Source organism: Paenibacillus sp. FSL R5-0341, from assembly GCF_037975235.1.
GTDB lineage: Bacteria > Bacillota > Bacilli > Paenibacillales > Paenibacillaceae > Paenibacillus > Paenibacillus amylolyticus_A.
Genome location: NZ_CP150241.1, coordinates 5421488 through 5443029, shown reverse-complemented (window position 1 = coordinate 5443029; position 21542 = coordinate 5421488). Strand labels below are relative to the sequence as shown.

General features: G+C 44.8%; 21 protein-coding genes and 1 tRNA gene. 19 read left to right on the top strand and 3 right to left on the bottom strand.

The annotated features are described in order from the left end of the window. The first annotated feature begins 3 nt into the window (after positions 1 to 3). A tRNA-Leu gene (locus tag MKX75_RS24450) sits at positions 4 to 82 on the top strand. Between the two features lie 169 nt (positions 83 to 251). Then, positions 252 to 1178 carry a class I SAM-dependent methyltransferase gene (locus tag MKX75_RS24445; RefSeq protein ID WP_339167228.1) on the top strand — a complete coding sequence of 309 codons (927 nt, stop codon included), beginning with the start codon at positions 252 to 254 and terminating at the stop codon, positions 1176 to 1178. 334 nt (positions 1179 to 1512) lie between these two features. On the opposite strand, the gene MKX75_RS24440 is transcribed toward MKX75_RS24445, so the two are convergent. Further along, the gene (locus MKX75_RS24440) at positions 1513 to 3876 is read right to left on the bottom strand and encodes a helix-turn-helix domain-containing protein (protein ID WP_339167227.1); all 2364 of its coding nucleotides are present in this window, start codon (positions 3874 to 3876) and stop codon (positions 1513 to 1515) included. A gap of 524 nt (positions 3877 to 4400) precedes the next feature. Between MKX75_RS24440 and MKX75_RS24435 the strand changes: the two genes are divergently transcribed. From MKX75_RS24435 to MKX75_RS24380, 12 genes are all read left to right on the top strand, one after another. Next, positions 4401 to 4709, top strand: coding sequence for a hypothetical protein (locus MKX75_RS24435; RefSeq protein ID WP_062838037.1), 309 nt, complete (start codon positions 4401 to 4403; stop codon positions 4707 to 4709). A 35-nt stretch (positions 4710 to 4744) separates the two neighbouring features. Then, positions 4745 to 5416 carry a PspA/IM30 family protein gene (locus tag MKX75_RS24430; RefSeq protein WP_062838036.1) on the top strand — a complete coding sequence of 224 codons (672 nt, stop codon included), beginning with the start codon at positions 4745 to 4747 and terminating at the stop codon, positions 5414 to 5416. Positions 5417 to 5420: 4 nt separating this feature from the next. Beyond that, positions 5421 to 5657, top strand: coding sequence for a PspC domain-containing protein (locus MKX75_RS24425; protein ID WP_339167226.1), 237 nt, complete (start codon positions 5421 to 5423; stop codon positions 5655 to 5657). 17 nt (positions 5658 to 5674) lie between these two features. Then, positions 5675 to 6178 carry a PspC domain-containing protein gene (locus MKX75_RS24420; RefSeq protein WP_339167224.1) on the top strand — a complete coding sequence of 168 codons (504 nt, stop codon included), beginning with the start codon at positions 5675 to 5677 and terminating at the stop codon, positions 6176 to 6178. Between the two features lies 1 nt (position 6179). Next, entirely contained in the window at positions 6180 to 6887 is a 708-nt protein-coding gene (locus tag MKX75_RS24415; RefSeq protein ID WP_062838034.1) for a PspA/IM30 family protein, read from the top strand. A gap of 151 nt (positions 6888 to 7038) precedes the next feature. Then, positions 7039 to 7686, top strand: coding sequence for a cell wall-active antibiotics response protein LiaF (gene liaF / locus MKX75_RS24410; protein ID WP_062838033.1), 648 nt, complete (start codon positions 7039 to 7041; stop codon positions 7684 to 7686). A 31-nt stretch (positions 7687 to 7717) separates the two neighbouring features. Further along, positions 7718 to 8833, top strand: a complete 1116-nt coding sequence (locus MKX75_RS24405) for a sensor histidine kinase (RefSeq protein ID WP_339167222.1) — start codon at positions 7718 to 7720, stop codon at positions 8831 to 8833. Then, entirely contained in the window at positions 8775 to 9443 is a 669-nt protein-coding gene (locus tag MKX75_RS24400; protein WP_091020933.1) for a response regulator transcription factor, read from the top strand. The genes MKX75_RS24405 and MKX75_RS24400 overlap by 59 nt, the downstream gene beginning before the upstream one ends. Positions 9444 to 9851: 408 nt before the next feature. Next, positions 9852 to 10601: a YwmB family TATA-box binding protein gene (locus MKX75_RS24395; RefSeq protein ID WP_339167221.1), complete on the top strand. Its 750-nt coding sequence runs from the start codon at positions 9852 to 9854 to the stop codon at positions 10599 to 10601. A 215-nt stretch (positions 10602 to 10816) separates the two neighbouring features. Further along, positions 10817 to 12367, top strand: coding sequence for a glucose-6-phosphate dehydrogenase (gene zwf, locus MKX75_RS24390; RefSeq protein WP_339167219.1), 1551 nt, complete (start codon positions 10817 to 10819; stop codon positions 12365 to 12367). Positions 12368 to 12727: 360 nt separating this feature from the next. Next, positions 12728 to 13126 (top strand): DoxX family protein, encoded by a 399-nt coding sequence (locus MKX75_RS24385; RefSeq protein WP_053783291.1) that lies wholly within the window; start codon positions 12728 to 12730, stop codon positions 13124 to 13126. Between the two features lie 351 nt (positions 13127 to 13477). Then, on the top strand, positions 13478 to 15061 hold the full coding sequence (locus MKX75_RS24380) for a peptide chain release factor 3 (protein ID WP_062838029.1): 1584 nt from the start codon (positions 13478 to 13480) through the stop codon (positions 15059 to 15061). 230 nt (positions 15062 to 15291) lie between these two features. Here MKX75_RS24380 and sspI read toward each other — a convergent pair whose 3' ends face one another. Continuing rightward, complete coding sequence (sspI, locus tag MKX75_RS24375) at positions 15292 to 15525, bottom strand: small acid-soluble spore protein SspI (protein ID WP_036673259.1); 234 nt, start codon at positions 15523 to 15525, stop codon at positions 15292 to 15294. Positions 15526 to 15652: 127 nt separating this feature from the next. Between sspI and MKX75_RS24370 the strand changes: the two genes are divergently transcribed. Next, a complete protein-coding gene (locus MKX75_RS24370; RefSeq protein ID WP_076211287.1) occupies positions 15653 to 16354 on the top strand; it encodes a TrkA family potassium uptake protein in 702 nt (233 codons plus the stop codon). Between the two features lie 26 nt (positions 16355 to 16380). Further along, on the top strand, positions 16381 to 17169 hold the full coding sequence (locus MKX75_RS24365) for an RNA methyltransferase (RefSeq protein ID WP_339167217.1): 789 nt from the start codon (positions 16381 to 16383) through the stop codon (positions 17167 to 17169). 163 nt (positions 17170 to 17332) lie between these two features. Here the strand turns inward: MKX75_RS24365 and MKX75_RS24360 are convergent, their stop codons facing one another. Continuing rightward, positions 17333 to 18310, bottom strand: coding sequence for an NADPH:quinone oxidoreductase family protein (locus MKX75_RS24360; RefSeq protein ID WP_339167216.1), 978 nt, complete (start codon positions 18308 to 18310; stop codon positions 17333 to 17335). A gap of 112 nt (positions 18311 to 18422) precedes the next feature. Here MKX75_RS24360 and MKX75_RS24355 point away from each other — a divergent pair, with 112 nt between their 5' ends. The 3 genes from MKX75_RS24355 to MKX75_RS24345 all read left to right on the top strand — a co-directional run bounded on the left by MKX75_RS24355 (position 18423) and on the right by MKX75_RS24345 (position 21514). Next, positions 18423 to 19319 (top strand): LysR family transcriptional regulator, encoded by an 897-nt coding sequence (locus tag MKX75_RS24355; protein ID WP_339167215.1) that lies wholly within the window; start codon positions 18423 to 18425, stop codon positions 19317 to 19319. A 287-nt stretch (positions 19320 to 19606) separates the two neighbouring features. After that, on the top strand, positions 19607 to 20365 hold the full coding sequence (locus MKX75_RS24350) for an SDR family NAD(P)-dependent oxidoreductase (protein WP_339167214.1): 759 nt from the start codon (positions 19607 to 19609) through the stop codon (positions 20363 to 20365). A 63-nt stretch (positions 20366 to 20428) separates the two neighbouring features. Next, the gene (locus tag MKX75_RS24345) at positions 20429 to 21514 is read left to right on the top strand and encodes an alkene reductase (protein ID WP_339167213.1); all 1086 of its coding nucleotides are present in this window, start codon (positions 20429 to 20431) and stop codon (positions 21512 to 21514) included. Positions 21515 to 21542: the final 28 nt, after the last annotated feature.

Below are 21542 nucleotides of genomic sequence, written 5' to 3'. Positions count from 1 at the left end.
TATGCCGGCGTGGCGGAATGGCAGACGCGCTCGACTCAAAATCGAGTGGGAAACCGTGGAGGTTCGAGTCCTCTCGCCGGTATATTGAATAGTCCTACAGATTGCGCAAGCAATTTGTAGGACTATTTTTATTTTATTAAGAAATGATTTTTGCATAGGTAAGGAAAGTTGGACTTAATAAAGATTGACGTATGATTTTATTCAGTATATTGTAGATAAGTGAAGTCTTTAATATAAAGGAGTGAAGCAGAGTGACTAATGGAAAAAATCTATCGGATACCGATCTGTTATTTAACCTTTCTGTGTGGGAAGAGGCATGGAAGAATCGTCCGAGAAGTTCAAAATATAAGAAGAAAAGCGCACCATTTAATACAGAAGAAGCTTTTGAGCGGTGGGCCAGAGACTATCACGCACAGTCGTTTACTGAAGAAGGAAAACAGCGGTCTGAGCGTATTATGGGCTGGATTGAGAACCAGGGGGTGGAGTTCGCAGGGTTATCCATTTTAGACATTGGAGCCGCTTCAGGTATATTCACCATTCCTTTTGCAGAAAAAGGAGCAAGTGTGACCGCTGTGGAACCTTCTGAGTTACTAGTCTCCCTTATGAAAGAAACAATACCTTCAGCTCTGGAATCCAAAATCGATATCGTAAAAGAACGATATGAGGAAATCTCTATTCAGGATAAAGGCTGGGAGAAGAAATATGACTTTGCATTTGCATCCATGTGCCCGGCGATGTCGGATTGGGAAACGATTGAGATGGCGATCAACTGTGCCCGGAAGTATGTGTATATAAGCACTATGGCGGGACAGAGGGAACACACACTAATGGATGAACTTAAGGATGTACTGGGTGTAACTTCTTCATATAAGGCCGGTGATATGGGATATATTCAACAGTTGCTGTATTTGAAGGGTTATTCATACACCATGATCATTACGAGAGAAGTTAACTCATTTGAAGTACCGGTGAAAGAGGTTATTGAGAAGCTGCCAGAATGGCTTAATACGTATGAGTTACCAACAGATGAGGATTCCCTCAGACTGGCTGAGAAGTACATCCGAGATACATACAAGGGTAGTATGGTGGCTTTCTCGCGGGGAGCAAGGTTCGGTAAAATTTTGATTCAACTGGAACAGCCAAATATGAAAACAGTCATTACTAAGGATAAGCGATAAATTGTATAAGCTTGTTACGTGCTCTAGGGATCAGGAATCGAGACGGACAAGGTTGTCTAACATCTAAAATGGCGCTAGGAAGCATCACACTGTCTGTCATACAAGAAATCCACGTGTGAAGTATATGTAGTTAAAGTTAAATTTATAAAAAAAGAGGGAGCAGGATAATTGCTCCTTCTTTTTTATAAATCCAAGGCTTCGAGCGCATTGAACCAAACAGTCGACTACTTGGAGCTGTAGAGCTGAATCAAGGAACTGCCCATGAGATAAAACCAACGCTAGATTCAAATTCGAGACAACAGAAAACGAAATATGAAACCACGAAATACACAGTCTACTTTCTGTTCGACACTTCTGCTTTCTGCTTACGTTCCCGGTACTGGCCGGGGGTGATACCTTCCCATTTACGAAATGATCGGATGAAATTTTGCGGATTGTTGTACCGAAGTCGGGCTGCGATATCTTTTACCGTTAAATCACTTTCGTCCAGCCATTTTTTAGCGATGTTAAATCGGTACTTGGTTAGATATTCACTAAATGCACAGCCTGTCTCTTTGCGAAAAACACTACTTAAGTAGTTGGCATTGTAGTGAAGCTTCATAGCACATTCCTCGAGCGTCAGATCCTTATCATAATCTTGATGAATCATGGCAATCATCTTCTCGGATATATGTTGGTACTGGGCATACTGTCTCCCCTTAAAAATCTGAATGATAGGCAAGATGACTTGATGATTAAACCAATCCTCTACTTCAGACGCGTACTGCAAACCATGAAGTTCATGAAACATCGATCCATGGCTTTGGGAGATCTGTCCGAGTCGTATACCGGATTCCTGAGTCATTTGCAAAATATGCGTTAGCAGCCTCGTAAGGGCCACCTGATATTCCTCTGGTGTACACTCCATACCAAAGATCACTTCCAGGGCCTGATGCAGAAGAGCATAAGCTTGGACTTCGTCCGCACTTTGAATCGCTTGGATCAACGTATATTCCAAAGATTCCGGGTAGGTCATAGACCAAGTGGGAGCGTAATGATCGATGTTCTCATATTGAAAGATAATACCTGTCCCCAGCTTCATCCGATGCTTTAATGCTTCCATGGCTTCTGTGTAAGCCTGAGGGATGTGATATAGGGAGCTGTGCGGTTGGCTGAAGCCTATACTGACCTGAAGAGCTAGAATCTCATCAATCTGCTGTTGTAACTGTTCTGTTAATACATATAGGTGCTGTGAAAAAACAGAGTGATCCTTTTCAACAGTCCCAATCACCGTGACTACCGTATGTTCCAGTACAATAGGAAGCAGTTGTTGGTTATGCACAACCGTTTCCTCCAATATATTTTGAATAGCGAATAATAAGAGGTCACGATCATTAGCTGAATACTTTGTATGATTAACGAGATCGGCCTGAAGTGTAATAACAGCAATTTGTTGCCATTCACGAACCTGACGCGTATAGCCATATTCATTCAGAGTATCAGGAAGAGTATGAACAGGGCTCTTACCCTGGAATAGATTTATCATAAAATGAGTGCGAATCTGTAACAGATGCATATTTAGCGTGTTCTCCAGTTGGGAGCGAGAGGCAGATAATTGTGAGACACCTGCTCTGATCTGTTCGAATTCATCATGCAGCTGTGGTGATTGCTGAGCGAAAGTGATGCTCTCTTTGGACAGGCGGTTGTCACCAAGTTGGGTTAAAAGTTTACGGATTGGAATATGCATTCGTTTGGAGCCGAGCCATGCGAGCAGTAATGAAAGTAAAAGCAAGAAGATACTGATATACAAGGTGTGTAATCCGATCTCGATATATTCTTGTGTCAGAATGTTGGTAGGTGAAATTAGAACATAAGTCCATCCTTTTAAGGTAGAAGGGCTATAGGTCAGGGAATAATGCGTACCCGCGATCTTGACTTCCCGTTCTTCAAAGCCCGTTGAAAATGGGATGGATGTTAGTTTGCTTATGTTGTCCCCCGTATCCCGATCCGCTAATCCAATTGCAGACAACGGTTGTCCAATGTATACAGGATCGGGATGCACCAAGATACGTTGTTCCCGATTTAAAATGATCAGTCCTGAGGCAGTGTTGTCTATGGAGGCTTCTCCTAACGTATTTTGCAAAGAGCATGCAGGAATTCCGGCAATCAAGGCAGCATCAGAGGACGTATTCAGATTCGGAATAGACCTCGCAAGGGCAATATGATAAATACAACCTGTTCCGGGCGTACGCTCATCATTACTAAACACCGATGAAGGGGAGAGCTGCCATCCGGAAGTTAGCGTATCCGATATCAAATCCTTCATGGGAAGTGCCAATGGAAAATCGGTATTACGATATAATCCAGCATGGTCAATAAGCCAATTCTGAGATTGATTCACCAGGGTAATATCCAGCAAAGGTTCCCACGACCTCATATGTTGAAACTCGCTCTGCAGCTTGTCGGCAAGTAACGGGCCGTTCTCTTGACTTGAGGATGAAGCAGACAGGGAGCGGAGGGTTACTGGAGATCGAAGAGCCTGATCAAGCATATAACTGACTGTAGCGAGTTTGTGCTCTACGTTGGATTGCATTTGTTCCAGCAACTGCCTGTTGGCTTGTGTACGATGCAATTCAGTTTGGTTCGATGAATAGATAAATGCGGCAATTCCCGTTAACAAAATGGGCAGGGTGCTTAACAGGATTCCGAAGATGATCATTTTATGGAGATAGCTGATGGGTCGCACAGTTTCAGTTCCACTCCTGACATTAGAAATAGTAACACTTTCTATTTTAGTAAACGCTTACATATAGAACAATCTAAATTTTGTTTATTTGGATAAAAAAGTAATTTTATTTTTGAGGTAAAGGAAATTGGAACTGGAGGGAATGAGGGGAAACGAAAGTGAAGAGTGAACGTAAATAGAGACATGGATCTCATTCTCGTTCACGTGCCATATCGAGTGAAGCGGAGCCTGAATACGGGTAATAGAAGGTATCCGGAGTACTATTCAGCTTAGAAGGAACGTTGGTCTTATACAGGGACAGTCAAAGGTCCAACTAGATCCCCGACCTGAGTCTAGGATGAAAAACCGTCCACGGTCTGTTTTGAAAAGTCGCGGAATCCCCTAGAATAAGGACATAAGGTTAAACAAGAAACACGGAAACAAAAAAACACGAAACAAACGAACAAATGACTCAACACATTAAAATGAACGAATGGAAAGGGCGGTGAACAACAATTATGAGATTGAATAAGGGAAATGGCTGGGCAATTGTATTGATTGCGCTGGGTGCACTACTCCTTTTCGGAAAGTTAACTCCTCTTCTTGGACACTTAATGGGGTATCTGATTCCGGTCCTGATGATTGCACTGGGATACTACGGAGTCAAACGAGGGAATGTGATGCTTGGCTGGATTGTTCTCATCATCGGTATCATCTCACTGATGGGTAAGCTGGCATGGTTGATCGGACCGATCATCGCGATCGGGTTAATCATCTTTGGTATCTCAATGCTAAACAATAACCGCAGTCGTCGTGGTCGTTACTAAGCTTTCACGATTATGAAAAGGAGGGACAGAACATAATGAGTGTATTTCGTCGAATGCGGGATATTACCGTAGCCAATCTGAACGAACATTTGGAGCAAAGTCAGGATCCAGTTAAACTGATTGATCAGTTCCTGGTCTCGACCCGCCAAGACATCGGTGAAGCCGAGAAGCTTCGTCATCAATATGCAAGCCATACCAGACAAATGAAACAACAAGCCGATCAGGCAGCAGGTATGGTGAACAAACGGGAAGAACAGGCTTCCATGGCTCTGAAAGCAGGGGAAGAGCATCTCGCTAAGCTGGCCTTGCAGGAGAAAATCCTCCACGAGGAAAAAATGGAACAGTACAATGAATTGTATGCACAAAGTTATGCGGCATTACAGGAGTTGGATGAACAGATCGACCAGCTCAAGGTTGAATATCAGAATGTATACAGCAAACGCCAGTATTACTACGCTCGTATGCAGACGATTCAGTTACAACAACGTATGAACCAGCGAGGCAATCACAACGGGCAGAATGTACCGCGTATGTTTAACCGACTGGATGACCAAGTCTCTGATCTCGAATATGAAGCACAAAGTCTTCGGGATATCCGGCGGATGGGCCAAGATGGTTCAGGAGTGACTGGCAGCATGTCATCCTCCACGCTGGATAAGGAACTGGAGCGCTTAAGACAGAAATTAAACAATGACAGAAAGGAGTAGTCACATGATGAATAAATTATACCGCTCGGCGCGTAATCGAAGGCTAACAGGTTTGATCGGCGGCATTTCTGAGAATCTCGGATTGAGTACCACGCTACTACGTATCATCTTCTTCATCAGTATTTTCGCTACGGGAGGTACATCATTGTTGATCTACTTCATCGCTGCGTTGGTGGTACCAAAGGAATCCAATTACGTTGATCCATATGTTTATGATTCCAACGTAAGAGGATATAAGTAAACGAAAGGAGAAAGCACATGAGCAAATTATACCGCTCAACGCGTGACCGGATGTTAACCGGCTTGTGCGGCGGAATTTCCGAAACGATCGGGATGGATTCCACCCTGCTGCGTATCATCTTCGTCATCAGTATCTTCGTAACTGGCGGCACGTCGTTGTTAATATACTTCATTGCAGCACTGGTGGTACCAAAAGAACCGTATCCGCCTTATGATCCGTATGGCTACGGCCCAGGCCCTGGTCCTGGCAGAGGATATAACAACTATGATCATCAGCAGCCAAGAGGTCCTTTTCAAAATAATCACAACCAACAAGGTCCTGGTAACTTCGGTCCCGGCCCAGGATTCAACGGCAGACCTCAATCTGGTCCCCGTTCTTATGACAACAACGCCTACGGAGCAGGTGCACCGCAAGAAAGTGAACTTGATTCCATGATGAAAGATATCGAGAAAAAAGCATTGAAAAAAGAAGTTGAAGAGCTTCGCCAAAAATTATCTCGTTACGAGAAGGGAGAAAAGTAAAATGGGAGTATTTAAACGGATTAAGGATATGACGAAAGCATCGGTAAATGATATGTTGGATAAAGTAGAGGACCCGATTGTAATGTTGAACCAGTACTTGCGTGATATGGAGGCTGAGATTCATGAGGCAGAGGTAACTGTTGCCAAACAAATGGCGAATGAGCGCCGCATGAAACAACGTCTGGATGAAGCGGAGCGTACTTCGGTACAACGTGAATCCCAAGCAGAAGCTGCTCTGGCCAACGGTCAGGAAGAAGTGGCACGCAAATTGCTGGAAGAGAAGATCTACTTTGATCAAAAAATTACAGAGTACAGCGAACTGCATGCACAGTCTGAAGCACAAGCGAAAGATCTGTTGCAACAGTTGCATGACATGAAAGATGAGTTCTACAAAATGCGTAACAAACGTAATGAACTCGTATCCCGTGCACAAATGGCAAAAGCCAAAAAACAAATGTCTTCCATCAACAGCTTGCATTCGATCGAAAGTGGGGGCGCATCACTAGGATTCCACCGCATGGAAGAGAAAATCATGCAACTGGAAGCTGAAGCTGACGTAGCTCGTGCACCTTATCGCAACACATCATCCACGTACACGAATCCTGTAGATGTGGAAAAGCAATTCAAAGTAGACCAGCAGTTGCAAGCCCTCAAAAACAAAATGGGCAGTGGTTCCAAGAATGAAGCGAACGGAACTTCAAAAGAATAACTGTTCGCTCGGTGGACAATATGATATTCTATAAATCGTGTATAACGAACGGTTGGTAGAACAAAAGTTAAGCCATACAGGACTTTATTGCCTGGTATGGCTTTTCCGTTGAATAAAGAGAAGATTAACTTACAGAGGAGGTGCGGCGGGGATGAATAAAAAGAGTAAATGGCTTGCAGTTGTCATTATTATTATTGGGGCAATGATGTTATTGAATCAGAATATTAACTTGCTGACCGCTGCCGCACTGATTCTGTTAACGGTTGGTATGCTTCAAGTTCGCAAAGGGGATACCCGTAAAGGTTACCGATATCTCGGTATTGGTGCGGCACTGTTATTGCTGGATAATTTGATGATTGTATTCCTGATTGTACTGGCTTCTTTAGCTTATTTTTATTCAAAAAACAAAAAGGTTCACCTGGACGAAGGCGTTATGAAGAAACAGAATTTCATGGCTCGGTACTACTGGGATCAATCATCCTGGACATTACGCAGTATGAGCCTGTGGCATGCCATGGGTGAGGTTAACGCAGATCTGTCTCTTTCAATTCCGGAGGAGAAACAAACGATTGTGCTGCTGCAAGGGGTTATGGGGAATGTTCGCCTGACACTACCGGAGGATTATGGTGTGGAGATTGAAGCATCGGTTCTTTTCGGCCGGATTAATCTTCTGGGAGAACAAGATAGCGGCATGATGAACAAACTAGTATGGAGAACGCCTGGATATGAATCCAGTGAACATAAAGCAAAATTTGTCATTTCTTATATTGTTGGCGACCTAAGCATAAGTAATCCGTAGTAAAATAGATGAAGAGAAGGAGGAGACCCCGATGAAGACAAAACGACATGCCGATATGGTAACCCGAAGTATGGGTGAAGGGATCCTCCTGGTTTTCATTGTGCTCGCTGTTATTTTGTATGTATTGTATACATATGGTTATCTTGCTCCGTTTGCAGGCTGGCGGCATCTGATTCAATCAGGTCTGGCTCTATTGCTGCTTTTGATTGGGATTGGCGCGGTCTTTGGGTTCTATCAGAGTTACCGGGTCAAACGCAGGCTTGAACTACTTCGGGAAACGCTCCTACAGTGGGAGAAGGGTTCCTTGTCACGTACTGTACCTGATCTGGGTGTAGATGATGTGGGGCGCTTGAGTGAGCAACTCGGACGAATCGGCAAAAAGTGGGAAGATCAGGTATCCTCGCTTCAGCGATTGTCTACCCATAATGCACAGCTTGCCGAACAAGCCAGAATTACGGCTATTGTGGAAGAGCGGCAGCGGCTGGCACGAGAACTGCATGATGCGGTATCGCAGCAATTGTTCGCGATATCGATGACAGCAACGGCCGTTGGACGGAAGATGGAGAAGGATTTTGAACGTGCCCAGCGGCAGGTGGCTCTAATTGAGGAAATGGCCTCGGTAGCACAGTCCGAGATGCGTGCGTTACTGTTACATCTGCGACCAGTTTATCTGGAGGGTAAACATCTCGAACAAGGTCTGCGTGATCTGGTGATGGAACTGAAAACGAAAGTACCCATGGACATTGTACTCGAAATAGACGAAGACATTGATCTGATCAAAGGCATCGAGAATCATCTGTTCCGGATCGTTCAGGAGGCTATGTCTAATACGTTACGGCATGCGAAAGCTGAGAAAATGGAGATACGGCTCCAGCGCCGCACAGATGCGATTCGGGTACTGATTCGTGATGATGGGCAAGGCTTTGATCTGGATGAGAATAAACAGGCTTCCTACGGTCTGGCTAACATGCGTGAACGTGTTACGGAGATTGGCGGGGCCATACAATTTGTAACAGCGCCAGGTAAGGGAACGCGGATTGAGATTACGATACCTTTGATGAGCGATGAAAGCGAGGAAGAACATGTCAATGGAACCGGAAGTCGAAACGGAGACGGAAACGTCGATCAAAGTATTGCTCGTGGATGATCATGAGATGGTACGTATTGGTCTAGCTGCGGTACTGGATACCGAAGATGGAATTGAAGTTGTTGGTGAAGCAGGTAGTGGAGAGGAAGGCATTCGGCTTGCGCAGGAGTATAAGCCTGATGTTGTTCTAATGGACCTGGTTATGGAAGGCATGGATGGCATTGAGGCTACTCGTCAGGTACTTAAAATGTATCCGGAGTGCAAAGTCATCGTATTGACCAGTTACCTGGATGATGAAAAAATGTACCCTGTCATTGAAGCAGGCGCATTCAGTTATCTGTTGAAAACATCAAGAGCCAATGAAGTGGCAGATGCGATTCGCGCAGCAGCTCGCGGACAATCCGTTCTCGAGTCACAGGTGGCTTCGAAAATGATGAATCGCTTCCGGCAGCCACAGGCAGCAGCTCCTTTGCATGATGAATTAACGGATCGGGAAATGGATGTACTCCGGTTGCTGGCTAAAGGCAAATCGAATCAGGACATCGCTGATGATCTGATCATTGGTATCAAAACAGTCAAATTCCATGTCACGAATTTACTCGCAAAATTGGGCGTAGACGACCGTACACAGGCTGCGATCTATGCTTATAAAAACGGACTTGCAGAGTAAGAAGAATCATATGTAATATCATAATCAAGCCAAAAAACCGTGCTTTCATGTGCGGAAGTTATAGATAAGAGGACGGAAAGAACCAGAAGAAGCGAAGCTAAAAGCTTTCTGAAAGAAAGCTACTTCGGAAGCATACACTTCGCCTTTATCCCCTGATTTACCCTTTATAAAAAGAATCAAAAAATCTGGGGATAACAGCGATCGGAAGGTTGTTCTGTCAGCGGAGTGCGAATGTAAATATTGATTAGTTCAATTTATCTAGAAAAGGATGAATGGAAAGCTCCGATCTGCCATGTATGTGGTGGGTGGGGCTTTTTTTGCTGTGTGCAGAAGAAGTATAGCAAATATGCGAAAGGGGTATGCTGTTGATAGATTCATAGAAATGCAAGAAAGAAGCGGGGGATTCAAATGTTAAATCGTTGGATGACAGCAGGTATATTGGCAATGGCAATCATTATTCTTATTGGTGTGACACAGGTATACGCAGAGAAGAACGAACCGAAAGCAGCCCAACTAGAACAGTTAATCTATACTGCTGATAGCGTGATCGATAATGTCGATCGTTTGGTTATTAAATGGCAAGGAGAAGGCCTGGGAAATGCACAAGCACAGGCAGCGTTACTGGCTGGTCACTTAGGGCTGGAACAACCGGTACGGGTACACCAGACGGGTCATGATGTGTACCGCAGTGAAGTGGTTGTCGACATGGCTAATGGAGGTGTAGGCTTGTTGGTCAATGTCGTCGATACAGGAGACAATGGTTACTATGCCATCGTACAACTTTCAGGGGATGCACACACGGATCGGAATACATTAATGACATTACATGAACAGGTCGATCAGCTGCTTGTAGACTCAGGGATGAAGGCAGGTTGGAATATGTCTGTGCAAGGTACGGCAGCTAATGCTACTGAATTTGATGCGAGTGAGCAGTTGGCACTCATCGAGACAGACCTGTCCAAAAATGTGGATCTTGCCTCCGTTGAAAGTTATACAGATGTAGCCAGTGCTAGTGTCTCTTATGAGGCTGCTGAGCTGCCCCTGTCGATTAAGAGTGGCTCGCATATGTTGAATATGCAGCTCGCAGTTCACCAGGTTGGTGAACAAGGGAACAATCGAATCACGGTAGGTTTCCCGGTGATCACGATTGAGTATTAAGGGATGAAATTTCTATGAATATGGATGGGATAGTGAGAATCTTTATCAGAAAAATGAGTGGTAAATAGTGCATCCGTTCAGTTGATATGCTAAAATGGCATCACATCCAAGAAGGAACTTGCTGGTAATTGACGGTTGTATGTCGTGCATATATAACACCATTACATAGCTCGGGGAGAGCGTGAAGGTTATCTTCCCGGAAGAAAGAGGAGCCCATGGTTGAAAAACAATCGCAAGATGAAGTACAGACACCAGGCGCAGTATTTTTCATTTTTGGAGCAACGGGAGATTTGGCCCGCCGGAAATTGTTTCCGGCCATCTACAGTCTTTACCGTGAAGGCAAGCTTGCCGAAGACTTTGCGGTTATTGGCGTAGCACGTCGTCCGAGGTCCCCAGAAGAATTCCGGGAAGACATCTATGAATCCATTAAAGAGTTCTGCCGTTATCCAGCGGGGGAACCTGATGAGTGGAACGCTTTTGTCGATCATTTTGAATACAAAGCACTGGATATCAATAATGTGGAAGGGTTCAAAGAGCTGCGTGCGCAGACGGAGAATCTGGAAGCAAAGTTTAACACGCCGGGTAATCGGTTGTTCTATCTGGCATTGGCACCCGAGCTGTTTGGCAGTGTCTCGTACAGTTTGCGGGACGGAGGTATGCTGGAAAGTCAGGGTTGGAACCGATTGGTGATCGAAAAACCATTTGGTTATGATCTGCAATCGGCCGAACATCTGAATGAACAGATTCGTGAGGTGTTCCGTGAAGAGGAAATCTATCGGATTGACCATTATCTGGGCAAGGAAATGGTGCAAAATATCGAAGTGATCCGCTTCGGGAATGCTTTTTTTGAACCGCTCTGGAACAACAAACATATTGCCAACGTTCAGATTACGCTGGGTGAGACGGTAGGCGTGGAAGAACGTGGCGGTTATTATGATCACTCTGGTGCGCTGCGTGACATGGGGCAAAACCATATGCTTCAGATGCTGACGATGATTGCGATGGAACCACCAAGTCGCCTTTTCCCAGAGGATATTCGAGATGAGAAGGTGAAGGTATTACGTTCATTGCGGGCGTTCGCTTCAGATGAGGAGGTGAGCAATAACGTTGTGCGGGGACAGTATTCCGAAGGGGAATACCGTGGCAAGCAGCTTCCCGGTTACCGTCAGGAAGACAAGGTTGACCCGGAGTCGAATACAGAAACGTATTTTGCCGCACGTGTATTCGTGGATAATTTCCGCTGGGCAGGTGTACCATTCTACATTCGGACAGGCAAGCGGCTCCCGGTAAAAACAACCGAGATCGTAGTTGAGTTCAAGTCGATGCCGAACAATGTGTATCTCGGGAAAAAGTATAAATTGGAACCGAATCTGCTGGTCATTCGGGTGAATCCGATGGAAGGCATATACATCAAAATCAATGCCAAGAAGCCAGGCTCGGATTCCGAGATTCAGCCGCTCGCGATGGATTTCTGTCAGAGCTGCATGATCGGAATTAACTCACCTGAAGCGTATGAACGTCTGCTGCACGATGCAGCAGAGGGGGATTCTACGTACTTTACCCGTTGGGATGAAGTGGCGACGGCCTGGTCATTTGTAGATCGGATTGCAGCAGCCTGGGGTCAAAATCAGGGAGAGCTTCATCCTTACCCGGCCGGAACTTGGGGGCCAGAAGCGACAGATAAGCTGCTGGAGCAGGACGGATTCCATTGGTGGCCGGTGAATGGTCAGGACGAGGATCGTGTGATCTGGCAAGTCAATAATTAAAGCTATTCATTCATAAGGTGAAATGATGATTAAAGAGGCTTGGAAAGAACGCGGATGAAGCGAACTTTCCGGGCTTCTTTTGCTGTGAAAAGATGTGGGGATTGCGACTCGCTAAATATATTTAAATTAAGTTGTTGACAAAAAGTAAGTATATAACTTATACTCAACACAAGAGATAAAGAGTTACGCAAATAACAAAACTTAACCCGATAAACTTCTCGGATAAGTGCTCGATTCATGAGATGAAATGTGAAACAGGTGAAGGGGTTTTAACACGATATCATGGAGAAAAAAATTTAGCATAATATCTTTAATCTAAGAATACTATTTTGTATATATTGAATGGAGGAAAAGAAAATGATGTTGGATGTAGGATTGTTGTTGATTCGTTTGGTGATTGGATTGTCGTTCATGGCGCACGGGGCACAAAAGCTGTTTGGATGGTTCGGAGGTTACGGGATCAAGGGTACAGGCGGCTGGTTTGAGTCGATGGGCATGAAACCAGGTGCATTGGTGGCGTTACTGGCTGGACTCGCGGAATTCGGTGGCGGATTACTGCTGGCTCTGGGTCTGCTCACACCGGTAGGTGGCATTCTAATTGCGCTGACGATGGTCATTGCCATTGTGAAAGTGCATGGAGCGAACGGATACTGGTCCACGCAGAACGGATTCGAATATAATCTCGCAATTCTGGTCGTTGGTGTAGCGCTGGCCCTGACAGGTGGCGGACAATACGCACTGGATGCATTGATTTTCTAAACCCGATAAATAAAATGAATGAGGAGTGCCTGGATGCCATGGAAATGGCTGAAGGGTGCTTTTTTTTTGCAAATGAAAAGAGAAGAATCTGCTGTAGTAATCGGTTATTTTCGGTACAGATTATGGTACAATAGGAGAGTTGGGTTAAGAAGCAGTTCACGGTATGCATGAAAGCACAGATTTGAGGAGGATGAACTCCATTGTAAATGTGTAAAATTAATCTAGTGTGTAAATACCTAGTACGTAAAAACTCGTGTACAATCAACCGGCCTCGCCGGATTGCATAAAGATTGAATGATGGACCGGCCATGCCGGATTAACGTGAATGAACGGACGAAAGGGATTAAACCTATGAGCAAAGCTGCAAATGATATTCTTCAACAGGAAGTGGACAAACGCCGGACGTTTGCCATTATCTCTCACCCGGATGCGGGTAAAACCACACTAACCGAGAAACTGTTGCTGTTCGGGGGCGCGATTCGCCTTGCGGGAACGGTAAAAGCTCGGAAAGCCAGCAAACACGCAACCAGTGACTGGATGGAAATTGAGAAACAACGGGGGATCTCGGTTACCTCTTCCGTAATGCAATTTGATTACCTGAACCATCGCGTTAACATTCTGGATACACCGGGTCACCAGGACTTCAGTGAAGATACGTATCGTACACTTACGGCTGCCGATAGTGCGGTGATGTTGATTGACGTGGCAAAAGGTGTCGAGGCACAGACGATTAAGTTGTTCCAGGTATGTGCGAAGCGTGGCATTCCAATCTTTACGTTTATCAACAAACTCGACCGTGAGGGTAAAAGTCCATTTGATCTGATGGAAGAACTTGAAAATGTACTGGGTATTCGTTCAGTTCCGATGAACTGGCCTATTGGTACAGGTCGCGAACTGTGCGGTGTCTACGACCGGATGAAAAATCAGGTGGAGTTGTTCCAAGGGGACGATCACTCGATAATTAAAGTTCAGAAAGTAAACGGTTATACAGATCCAATTATCCGTGAGATGGCAGGAGAATATCTGCATGATCAGTTAATTCAGGATCTGGAGCTTTTGGACGTTGCGGGAGATCCGTTTGATATGGAGAAGGTTCAACGCGGCGAATTGACCCCTATTTTCTTCGGTAGTGCGATTAACAATTTCGGCGTGCAGACCTTCTTGGAGAATTTCCTGGAACTGGCACCGAAGCCTGAACCACGCCGCAGTACGGTAGGCGAGATTCAACCAACGAATGAAAAATTTAGTGGTTATGTATTCAAAATTCAAGCCAACATGAACCCGGCACACCGGGATCGCATTGCATTCCTGCGTATTGTGTCAGGCAAGTTCCAACGTGGCATGAGTGTGAAGCATAACCGTGTCGGCAAAGAGATCAAACTGTCACAGCCACAGCAATTCCTGGCACAAGATCGGGATATTGTGGAAGAGGCGTATGCCGGCGATATTATCGGTTTGTTCGATCCGGGTATCTTCCGGATTGGCGATTCACTGAGCCAAGGCAGCGAGGTTATCTTTGAAGAATTGCCAACGTTCTCGCCAGAGATTTTCGCTAAAGTTACCGTAAAAAATGCGTTGAAACATAAACAGTACCAAAAAGGAATTGATCAGTTGACGGAGGAAGGAACCATTCAGGTGTTCCAGACGGCAAGTTTCGACGAGACGATTCTCGGCGTAATTGGTCAACTTCAGTTCGAGGTATTTGAATACCGGATGAAAGGCGAGTATGGGGTAGATGTGCAATTGCAGCGTATGCCTTATCAGTTCGCTCGCTGGATCGTGGACGAGAATCTGGATGCAAGCAAATTCCGGATTAACTCTGCGCTTGTAAAAGATAAAAAAGGAAATTATGTGGTGCTCTTCGAAAATGAGTACGCCATGAGAACGGCTATGGATAAAAATCCTACAGCTAAATTCCTGGAGACTGCGCCTTAAGTAAAGGCAGAAGTATTTCGTGGTAATTGTTAAAAGGCTAGTTAAACGTAACAAGTTCATGCGATGAGATGGAGCTTGTTAAAAAAATAAGATCCCTCCGCCGATTGGCGGGGGGATCTATTGCTATACACCTTACTTAGAGGCGGGTATGATCCAGCCGAATAAGGGAAAGCTTTCTTTTGCAGACAGAACAAACGGTTTGATGGTTACCTTACCCTCCAATGCTTCGATTAGCGAAGCGGTTGAACGGGAATGGTGTGCAGATGCTCCTGCGCGATTTGAATGAGTTCTTCCTGCTTGGCAGGTTCTGTGTTCTTCCAGATCATCTCGAAAATGGCGCCAAGTCCAGGTAATGCAGCTTCCGGTCCATCTACTGAACCTTCAATCATCTCCCGGAGCTGATCATCACTCTTGTCATGAACTTTATGAACAATCGCTTCACGCAGGCTTAATGTAATGGGCATCGCAATTCCCTCCTCGTATATTCGGCTGCTCTAATACTGTTCCCTGGGAAGAGCGGGCGCATTCAAGTTTATCAGGCTTTGTGGTATACTACGAAGGATTATTTACGTTAGCATGGGTATCGTAATGATGCGTCATGCTGAAGTGCAGCGGGAGGTTAAGACCCTAATGGCCAAGAAACAGTATGCCGTAATTGGCATGGGACGGTTCGGATCAAGTGTTGCCAATGCACTGAGTGGCATGGGATTCGACGTGCTGGCAATTGATGCGGACGAGCAGCGGACTCAGGAAATGTCCAATGTGGTGACCCATGCGGTATCGGCAGATTCAACAGATGAAGAAGCGCTGCGTGCGCTGGGCATACGAAATTTCGACGTTGTCGTTGTGGCGATTGGTGAAGATATTCAGGCGAGCATTCTGACAACCCTGATATTGAAAGATATGGGTGTACCTGTTCTGATCGTAAAAGCTCAAAATGAGCTTCATGGTAAGGTGCTTCAAAAAATTGGCGCAGATAAGGTGATCTATCCTGAGCGGGATATGGGACTGCGCGTAGCCCATCATCTGACCTCGCCTAATATACTGGATTACATCGAGTTGTCTGAGGATTACAGCATTCTGGAGATGAGAGCTTCGGAGCAAATGATCGGTAAGAACCTGATGGAATTGAACATCCGTGCTCGTTTTGGGTGCAACGTGATGGCGATTCGCAGTGGAAATTCGATGAACATTTCTCCGTACGCTGAGGATCGGATCGAAGCTGGAGATGTGCTGATCATTGTGGGTCACAAGGATCATTTGACGAAAATGGAGCTTGCGTATCCGAAGTGATGGATGTAGATGGGAAGGATGAAAAAATGGATATTGTATCACCGCAAAATACACGTGTAAAAGAATGGGCGCAGCTGCTGGAGAAAAAGCATCGTACCCGTCAACATAAATATATGATTGAAGGTATTCATCTTGTACAGGAAGCATTGCGTGCTGGAGCAGATCTGGAGTGCATTGTATTCGATGGAGAGCAAGGTGTACCGATTGAATTGACAGGGCTTGAGAACCCGCTTCAGTGTGTGGAATGGGTCAGCGTATCTCCTGCGGTTATCGCCAAATGTACGGATACGATGACACCGCAGCCTGTATTTGCAATTGTACGTAAAGGCAGGGAGCCACTGGAAAGCCTGATCACCGGAGCGCGTGGGCTGGTTGTGGTGCTGGACGGGGTGCAGGACCCAGGTAATGTGGGTACAATCATTCGTAGCGCGGATGCAGCAGGAGCTGCTGGGGTCGTACTCGGCGCGGGCTGTGCTGATGTCTATAACCCGAAGACGATTCGTTCGACGATGGGGTCATTGTTTCATTTGCCCATTGTGGAGGGCCAGTTGGAATCCTTGCTTCCTGAAGCGAAAGCTGCGGGCGTGAAGCTGGTCAGTACTTCTTTGCAGGCAGAGCATTCATGTTATAGTTATGATTTTACGCAGTCGGTATGGCTCGTGATTGGTAACGAAGGCAAAGGCATCTCGGATGCTACGGCACGTTTAGTAGATGATGCGATTACGATCCCGATGCAGGGACAGGCAGAGTCGCTTAACGCGGCAATGGCGGCAACGATTTTGTTGTTTGAGGCGATGAGACAGCGGATGGTGTAACCGATACATAGGATGCTGGAAGATAAACATCATCATTAGTAAAACCTTATAACTGAACTGTACAGTCCCGAAGAGTAGAATTAATTTCTTCGAGGACTGTTTTTTTTGATTGGACAGAAAAAGCTGTTGAGATAAATGAATTAACATAGCCAAGCTTAGACTGTTAAGTTCCTTTTACAACAACTAATTCTGATTGTCGTTCACGAAGAGAGGCGAGGGCCTCAGGAGCATGCTCAAATGCATAAGCAGAAGTAGGGGGAGGTTGTATCTTTCCTGTTTCTAGCAGGTTGTTTAAAACATGGATACTCTCAGTACGTTCTTCCTCTGAGCGAACTAGGTGGAGTGCTCCGGTAACAGAATAGCCTTTAGATAGGATATGCAATGGATCAGGGTGTCCCCAACTACCACTTGCAAACCCAATAAGTACAACTCGCCCTCCTAAAGTAATACTATTTACAGCGTTAGTATAAACGTCACCACCAACCGTATCATAAATGACATTGATGCCCTGACCCTCAGTAAACTTGGCAATGGCTTCATCAAACCCTTGCTCTGCTGGATTAATGACATAGTCTGCGCCCTGACTGCGGCAAAATTCCTCTTGTTCTTTTGCTCTCGCAGTGGCAATGACGGTTGCTCCAAGTGCTTTGCCTAATTGAATGGCTGCTGAGCCTGTTCGTCCGGCCCCGCCTAATACAAGCAACGTTTCCCCGGATTTTATCGCTGCACGGTTAACAAGTCCAACATATGCAACATGGAATGAGCCTAAGAAGCTAGCTGCTTCTGCGTCTGAAAGTGTTGATGGTGCCAAGACAGTGCTGTCACCAGGACTTATGCAGTATTCTGCTAATCCTCCCAAGCCCATATGGTAACCTGTAATTCCTATTACACGATCTCCTTCTTTAAATGGATATCCCGGGCCTGCTTTGTCAACAATACCTACAACCTCTTGACCAAACGAGATGGGTAGTGTTTTGGTAATTAAATAAGTTCCTTCTAACATCATTTTGTCGGGAAGACCTAGTACTGTAGCCAGAATTTTTATTCTAGCTTCGTTTTCTTGAGGCTCCGGCAAGGGAATCTCTATTTTTTTCACAACCTCTTCAGCTTTTCCTATTGAATATGCCTGCCAACTAAACATGAACATTTCTCCTCGTTAATCTATATTGGTGATGCTCTTCTTGACAAAATTATAGATTAGCATCATTATGAGTTCAAATCATGTTTAGCATATTATTATGAGGAGAATTCATATGACTTTAACTCAGCTTCAATGCCTTGTAGCTCTTGCGAAACTAGGCAGTTTTACGGAAGCAGCAGAGGAATTGAATTTAACTCAATCTGCTGTGAGTCATGCGCTAACGGCTTTTGAGAAAGAGTTAAATATTACTTTGATCGAGCGTAATCGTAAGGGAATAATTACGTTCACACCTGTGGGGAAGAGGATTTTGGAGTATGCACGTTCTATTGTGTCTTTTGCCGAAGCGATCGTACAAGAAGCAAAAGCAGAACAAGGAGAAATAACAGGAAAATTACGAATTGGTTATATCCCTTTCATACATGCAGGCGTGCTCGCTCGTATAATTACCGTTTTTCAGGAGAGATATTCAAACGTAGAAATGGTGCTTTTTGAAGGAAACATATTGGAAATAGAGGATTGGCTAAAACAAAATATAATTGATATTGGATTTTTACTTCATCCGTCTGTTGAAAAAAATAGCACATGGATATTAACAGATGAGCTTTGTATACTTGTTCCTTCGGGACATCATTTAGAAGCTAGGGGAGCTATTACTCTAAGTGAACTAGAGGGAGAACAGTTTATTTTATCTAAAGACGAGTGTTCATTTGATATTATGAATCAATCTGGTTCGAAAGAAGAAAAAATCACTCCACATGTTAGATTTAGGGTTCAGGACAGTGCAACCATATTTGCTATGGTGCAGGAAGGACTAGGTATAACTTTGCTACCTCGTATGATGCTCTCTAATAGTCTGGAAGGAACGACAGTTCTATCACTTGATCCGCCCCAACTACTACCCATTGGAATGGTTATTAAATCACAACAACGGAGTTCGCCAGCAGTACAGGCATTCATCGACGTGGTTTCAATGGTTTCTAATATAGGGAAAGAAAGTGGGGGATTATAAAATGAAGAAATCTCCGGGTCTGGTCATGATCTTATTTAGTGGAGAATGAAAAAACAGCGTAAATTAAGTAAACTGCGTTAGTAACTCATCGGTGTCAATTTATTAAATTTACGCTATGGTTCTCTGTTGAAGGGAAAAGAATGTTATAAAAATAATTCTTTACTGTTCGTTCTAGAAATGATATGCTAACAGCAAGTTAGATCTAACTGTTTTTTTTGCACAATAAAGAACGATCGTTCTCAAAATTGGAATTACACTAATCTAAAGAATATGAGGGAGAGATTAAGATGAAATACACAGTGATTACAGGAGCAAGTTCAGGAATTGGATATGAAACAGCATTGGCATTTGCAACACGGGGTAAAAACTTGATCTTGGTAGCTAGAAGATTGGATAAGTTGGAAGACCTTAAATCGACTATTCAGGGTATCGACCCTAAAGTAAATGTTGTTGTTCACACAAGCGACCTGTCTGTTACCGCAGAGGCGTACACGCTATATAACGATTTGAAGGAATATGAAATTGAGACTTGGATCAATAATGCAGGGCTTGGAGAAGGCTCGTTCATTGCTGAACAGAATTTGGATAAAGTGGAGACCATGCTGCGTGTTAACATCGAATCCCTGACCATTCTCTCTACATTGTATGTGCGAGATTATGCGAATGTCGAAGGTACCCAATTGATTAACGTCTCCTCCGCGCTCGGATATGCCATTGCTGTAGGCAGTGTTGCGTATTCTGCATCCAAATACTACGTGAGTGCCTTCACAGAAGGTCTTGCCAAAGAACTGGAACTGAAAGGTGCAAAACTGAAAGCGAAGGTGCTTGCACCAGCGATCACGGAAACAGAATTTGTACAAAAATCAATAGACGCTGAAGCTTTTGACTATAAAGCGAATATGACCAAATATCATACAGCTAAAGAAATGGCGGGCTTCATGATCGATCTGTATGATCACAATGAAGTGGTCGTAGGAATTGTAGATCAGAACTATGAGTTCCAACTGACTGCTCCCATGTACCCGATTATTTCAGAACTAAGTTAATTCAGAAGCATCCACGAATAAATCTTTCTACAAAATCTTAAATAAGAAGAGGAGCACATCCAATTGGAAAAGATATGGAGTAAAACGAAGATAGGCAACATGGAATTGCCCCATCGACTAGCGATGGCACCCATGACACGCAGTCGGGCACAAGAAGATGGAACACCTGGAGAGTTGGCTGCACTTTATTATGCTCAGCGTGCAACCATGGGGCTATTGATTACGGAAGGTGCACAGCCTTCTGATGATGGACAAGGTTACTTATGGTCACCAGGCATTTACACCGATAAGCATATTGAAGGATGGAAAAAGGTATCGGATGCTGTGCATGAAGCTGGTGGATATGTATACATCCAGTTAATGCATGCTGGACGAATGTCACATCCGGACAATACCCCGCATCATCGTCAACCGGTTGCTCCATCTGCAATCGCACCGGGTGTAGAAATGTTCACGGCCACAGGGATGCAGGATATCCCTGTTCCACGCGAATTGAGTCAGGAGGATATTCAAACCACCATCGCTGATTTCCGCAAAGCCGCCGCTGCGGCGATTAAAGCAGGTGCGGATGGCGTTGAAATTCATGGAGCCAATGGATACTTAATTAATCAATTCCTCGGAGAAAATTCAAATACACGGACAGATGAGTATGGCGGGTCTATTGAAAATCGTGCTCGTTTCGCGATTGAAGTAACAAAAGCCATCGTGGAGGAAATAGGCGCAGAAAGAACAGGCTTCCGCATTTCGCCAGGGACACCGCTGGGTGGAATTCAAGATGGCGAACAAGGCCCTGAACTCTATCGCTACCTTGTACAAGAATTGGCGCAATTGGACTTGGTTTACCTTCATGTGATGCACCTTGGAGATGAGAATCTGCTCCAAGACATTCGTTCAATCTGGCAAAATCCATTGTTGGTCAATCGGGCTGGAAGAACTTTGGAGGATCTCAGTGTAGATCTAGATCGAGGTCTCGCTGATCTGGTACCAGTTGGTGTATGGTCTTTAGCCAATCCAGATTTGGTGGAACGACTTCAACAAGGTGCGTCACTGAATGATGCAGACCCGACAACATTCTTTGGAATGGGAAGTAAAGGCTACACCGACTATCCTACGTTGGGAGAATTAAAGTCACAAGAGGGGCAACACTAGCACAAAGCCAAGCCTGGATACATGGCGT

Excerpts from the sequence above, each read along its gene's own strand:
- MKX75_RS24435 (WP_062838037.1), top strand. The coding sequence starts at position 4,401 with ATGAGATTGAATAAGGGAAATGGCTGGGCAATTGTATTGATTGCGCTG.
- MKX75_RS24365 (WP_339167217.1), top strand. The coding sequence starts at position 16,381 with ATGGATATTGTATCACCGCAAAATACACGTGTAAAAGAATGGGCGCAG.
- MKX75_RS24400 (WP_091020933.1), top strand. The coding sequence starts at position 8,775 with ATGGAACCGGAAGTCGAAACGGAGACGGAAACGTCGATCAAAGTATTG.
- MKX75_RS24385 (WP_053783291.1), top strand. The coding sequence starts at position 12,728 with ATGTTGGATGTAGGATTGTTGTTGATTCGTTTGGTGATTGGATTGTCG.
- MKX75_RS24420 (WP_339167224.1), top strand. The coding sequence starts at position 5,675 with ATGAGCAAATTATACCGCTCAACGCGTGACCGGATGTTAACCGGCTTG.
- MKX75_RS24415 (WP_062838034.1), top strand. The coding sequence starts at position 6,180 with ATGGGAGTATTTAAACGGATTAAGGATATGACGAAAGCATCGGTAAAT.
- MKX75_RS24380 (WP_062838029.1), top strand. The coding sequence starts at position 13,478 with ATGAGCAAAGCTGCAAATGATATTCTTCAACAGGAAGTGGACAAACGC.
- MKX75_RS24440 (WP_339167227.1), bottom strand. The coding sequence starts at position 3,876 with ATGATCATCTTCGGAATCCTGTTAAGCACCCTGCCCATTTTGTTAACG.
- MKX75_RS24430 (WP_062838036.1), top strand. The coding sequence starts at position 4,745 with ATGAGTGTATTTCGTCGAATGCGGGATATTACCGTAGCCAATCTGAAC.
- MKX75_RS24425 (WP_339167226.1), top strand. The coding sequence starts at position 5,421 with ATGATGAATAAATTATACCGCTCGGCGCGTAATCGAAGGCTAACAGGT.
- MKX75_RS24360 (WP_339167216.1), bottom strand. The coding sequence starts at position 18,310 with ATGTTTAGTTGGCAGGCATATTCAATAGGAAAAGCTGAAGAGGTTGTG.
- MKX75_RS24350 (WP_339167214.1), top strand. The coding sequence starts at position 19,607 with ATGAAATACACAGTGATTACAGGAGCAAGTTCAGGAATTGGATATGAA.
- MKX75_RS24395 (WP_339167221.1), top strand. The coding sequence starts at position 9,852 with ATGTTAAATCGTTGGATGACAGCAGGTATATTGGCAATGGCAATCATT.
- MKX75_RS24355 (WP_339167215.1), top strand. The coding sequence starts at position 18,423 with ATGACTTTAACTCAGCTTCAATGCCTTGTAGCTCTTGCGAAACTAGGC.
- MKX75_RS24370 (WP_076211287.1), top strand. The coding sequence starts at position 15,653 with ATGCGTCATGCTGAAGTGCAGCGGGAGGTTAAGACCCTAATGGCCAAG.
- zwf (WP_339167219.1), top strand. The coding sequence starts at position 10,817 with ATGGTTGAAAAACAATCGCAAGATGAAGTACAGACACCAGGCGCAGTA.
- MKX75_RS24405 (WP_339167222.1), top strand. The coding sequence starts at position 7,718 with ATGAAGACAAAACGACATGCCGATATGGTAACCCGAAGTATGGGTGAA.
- sspI (WP_036673259.1), bottom strand. The coding sequence starts at position 15,525 with ATGCCCATTACATTAAGCCTGCGTGAAGCGATTGTTCATAAAGTTCAT.
- liaF (WP_062838033.1), top strand. The coding sequence starts at position 7,039 with ATGAATAAAAAGAGTAAATGGCTTGCAGTTGTCATTATTATTATTGGG.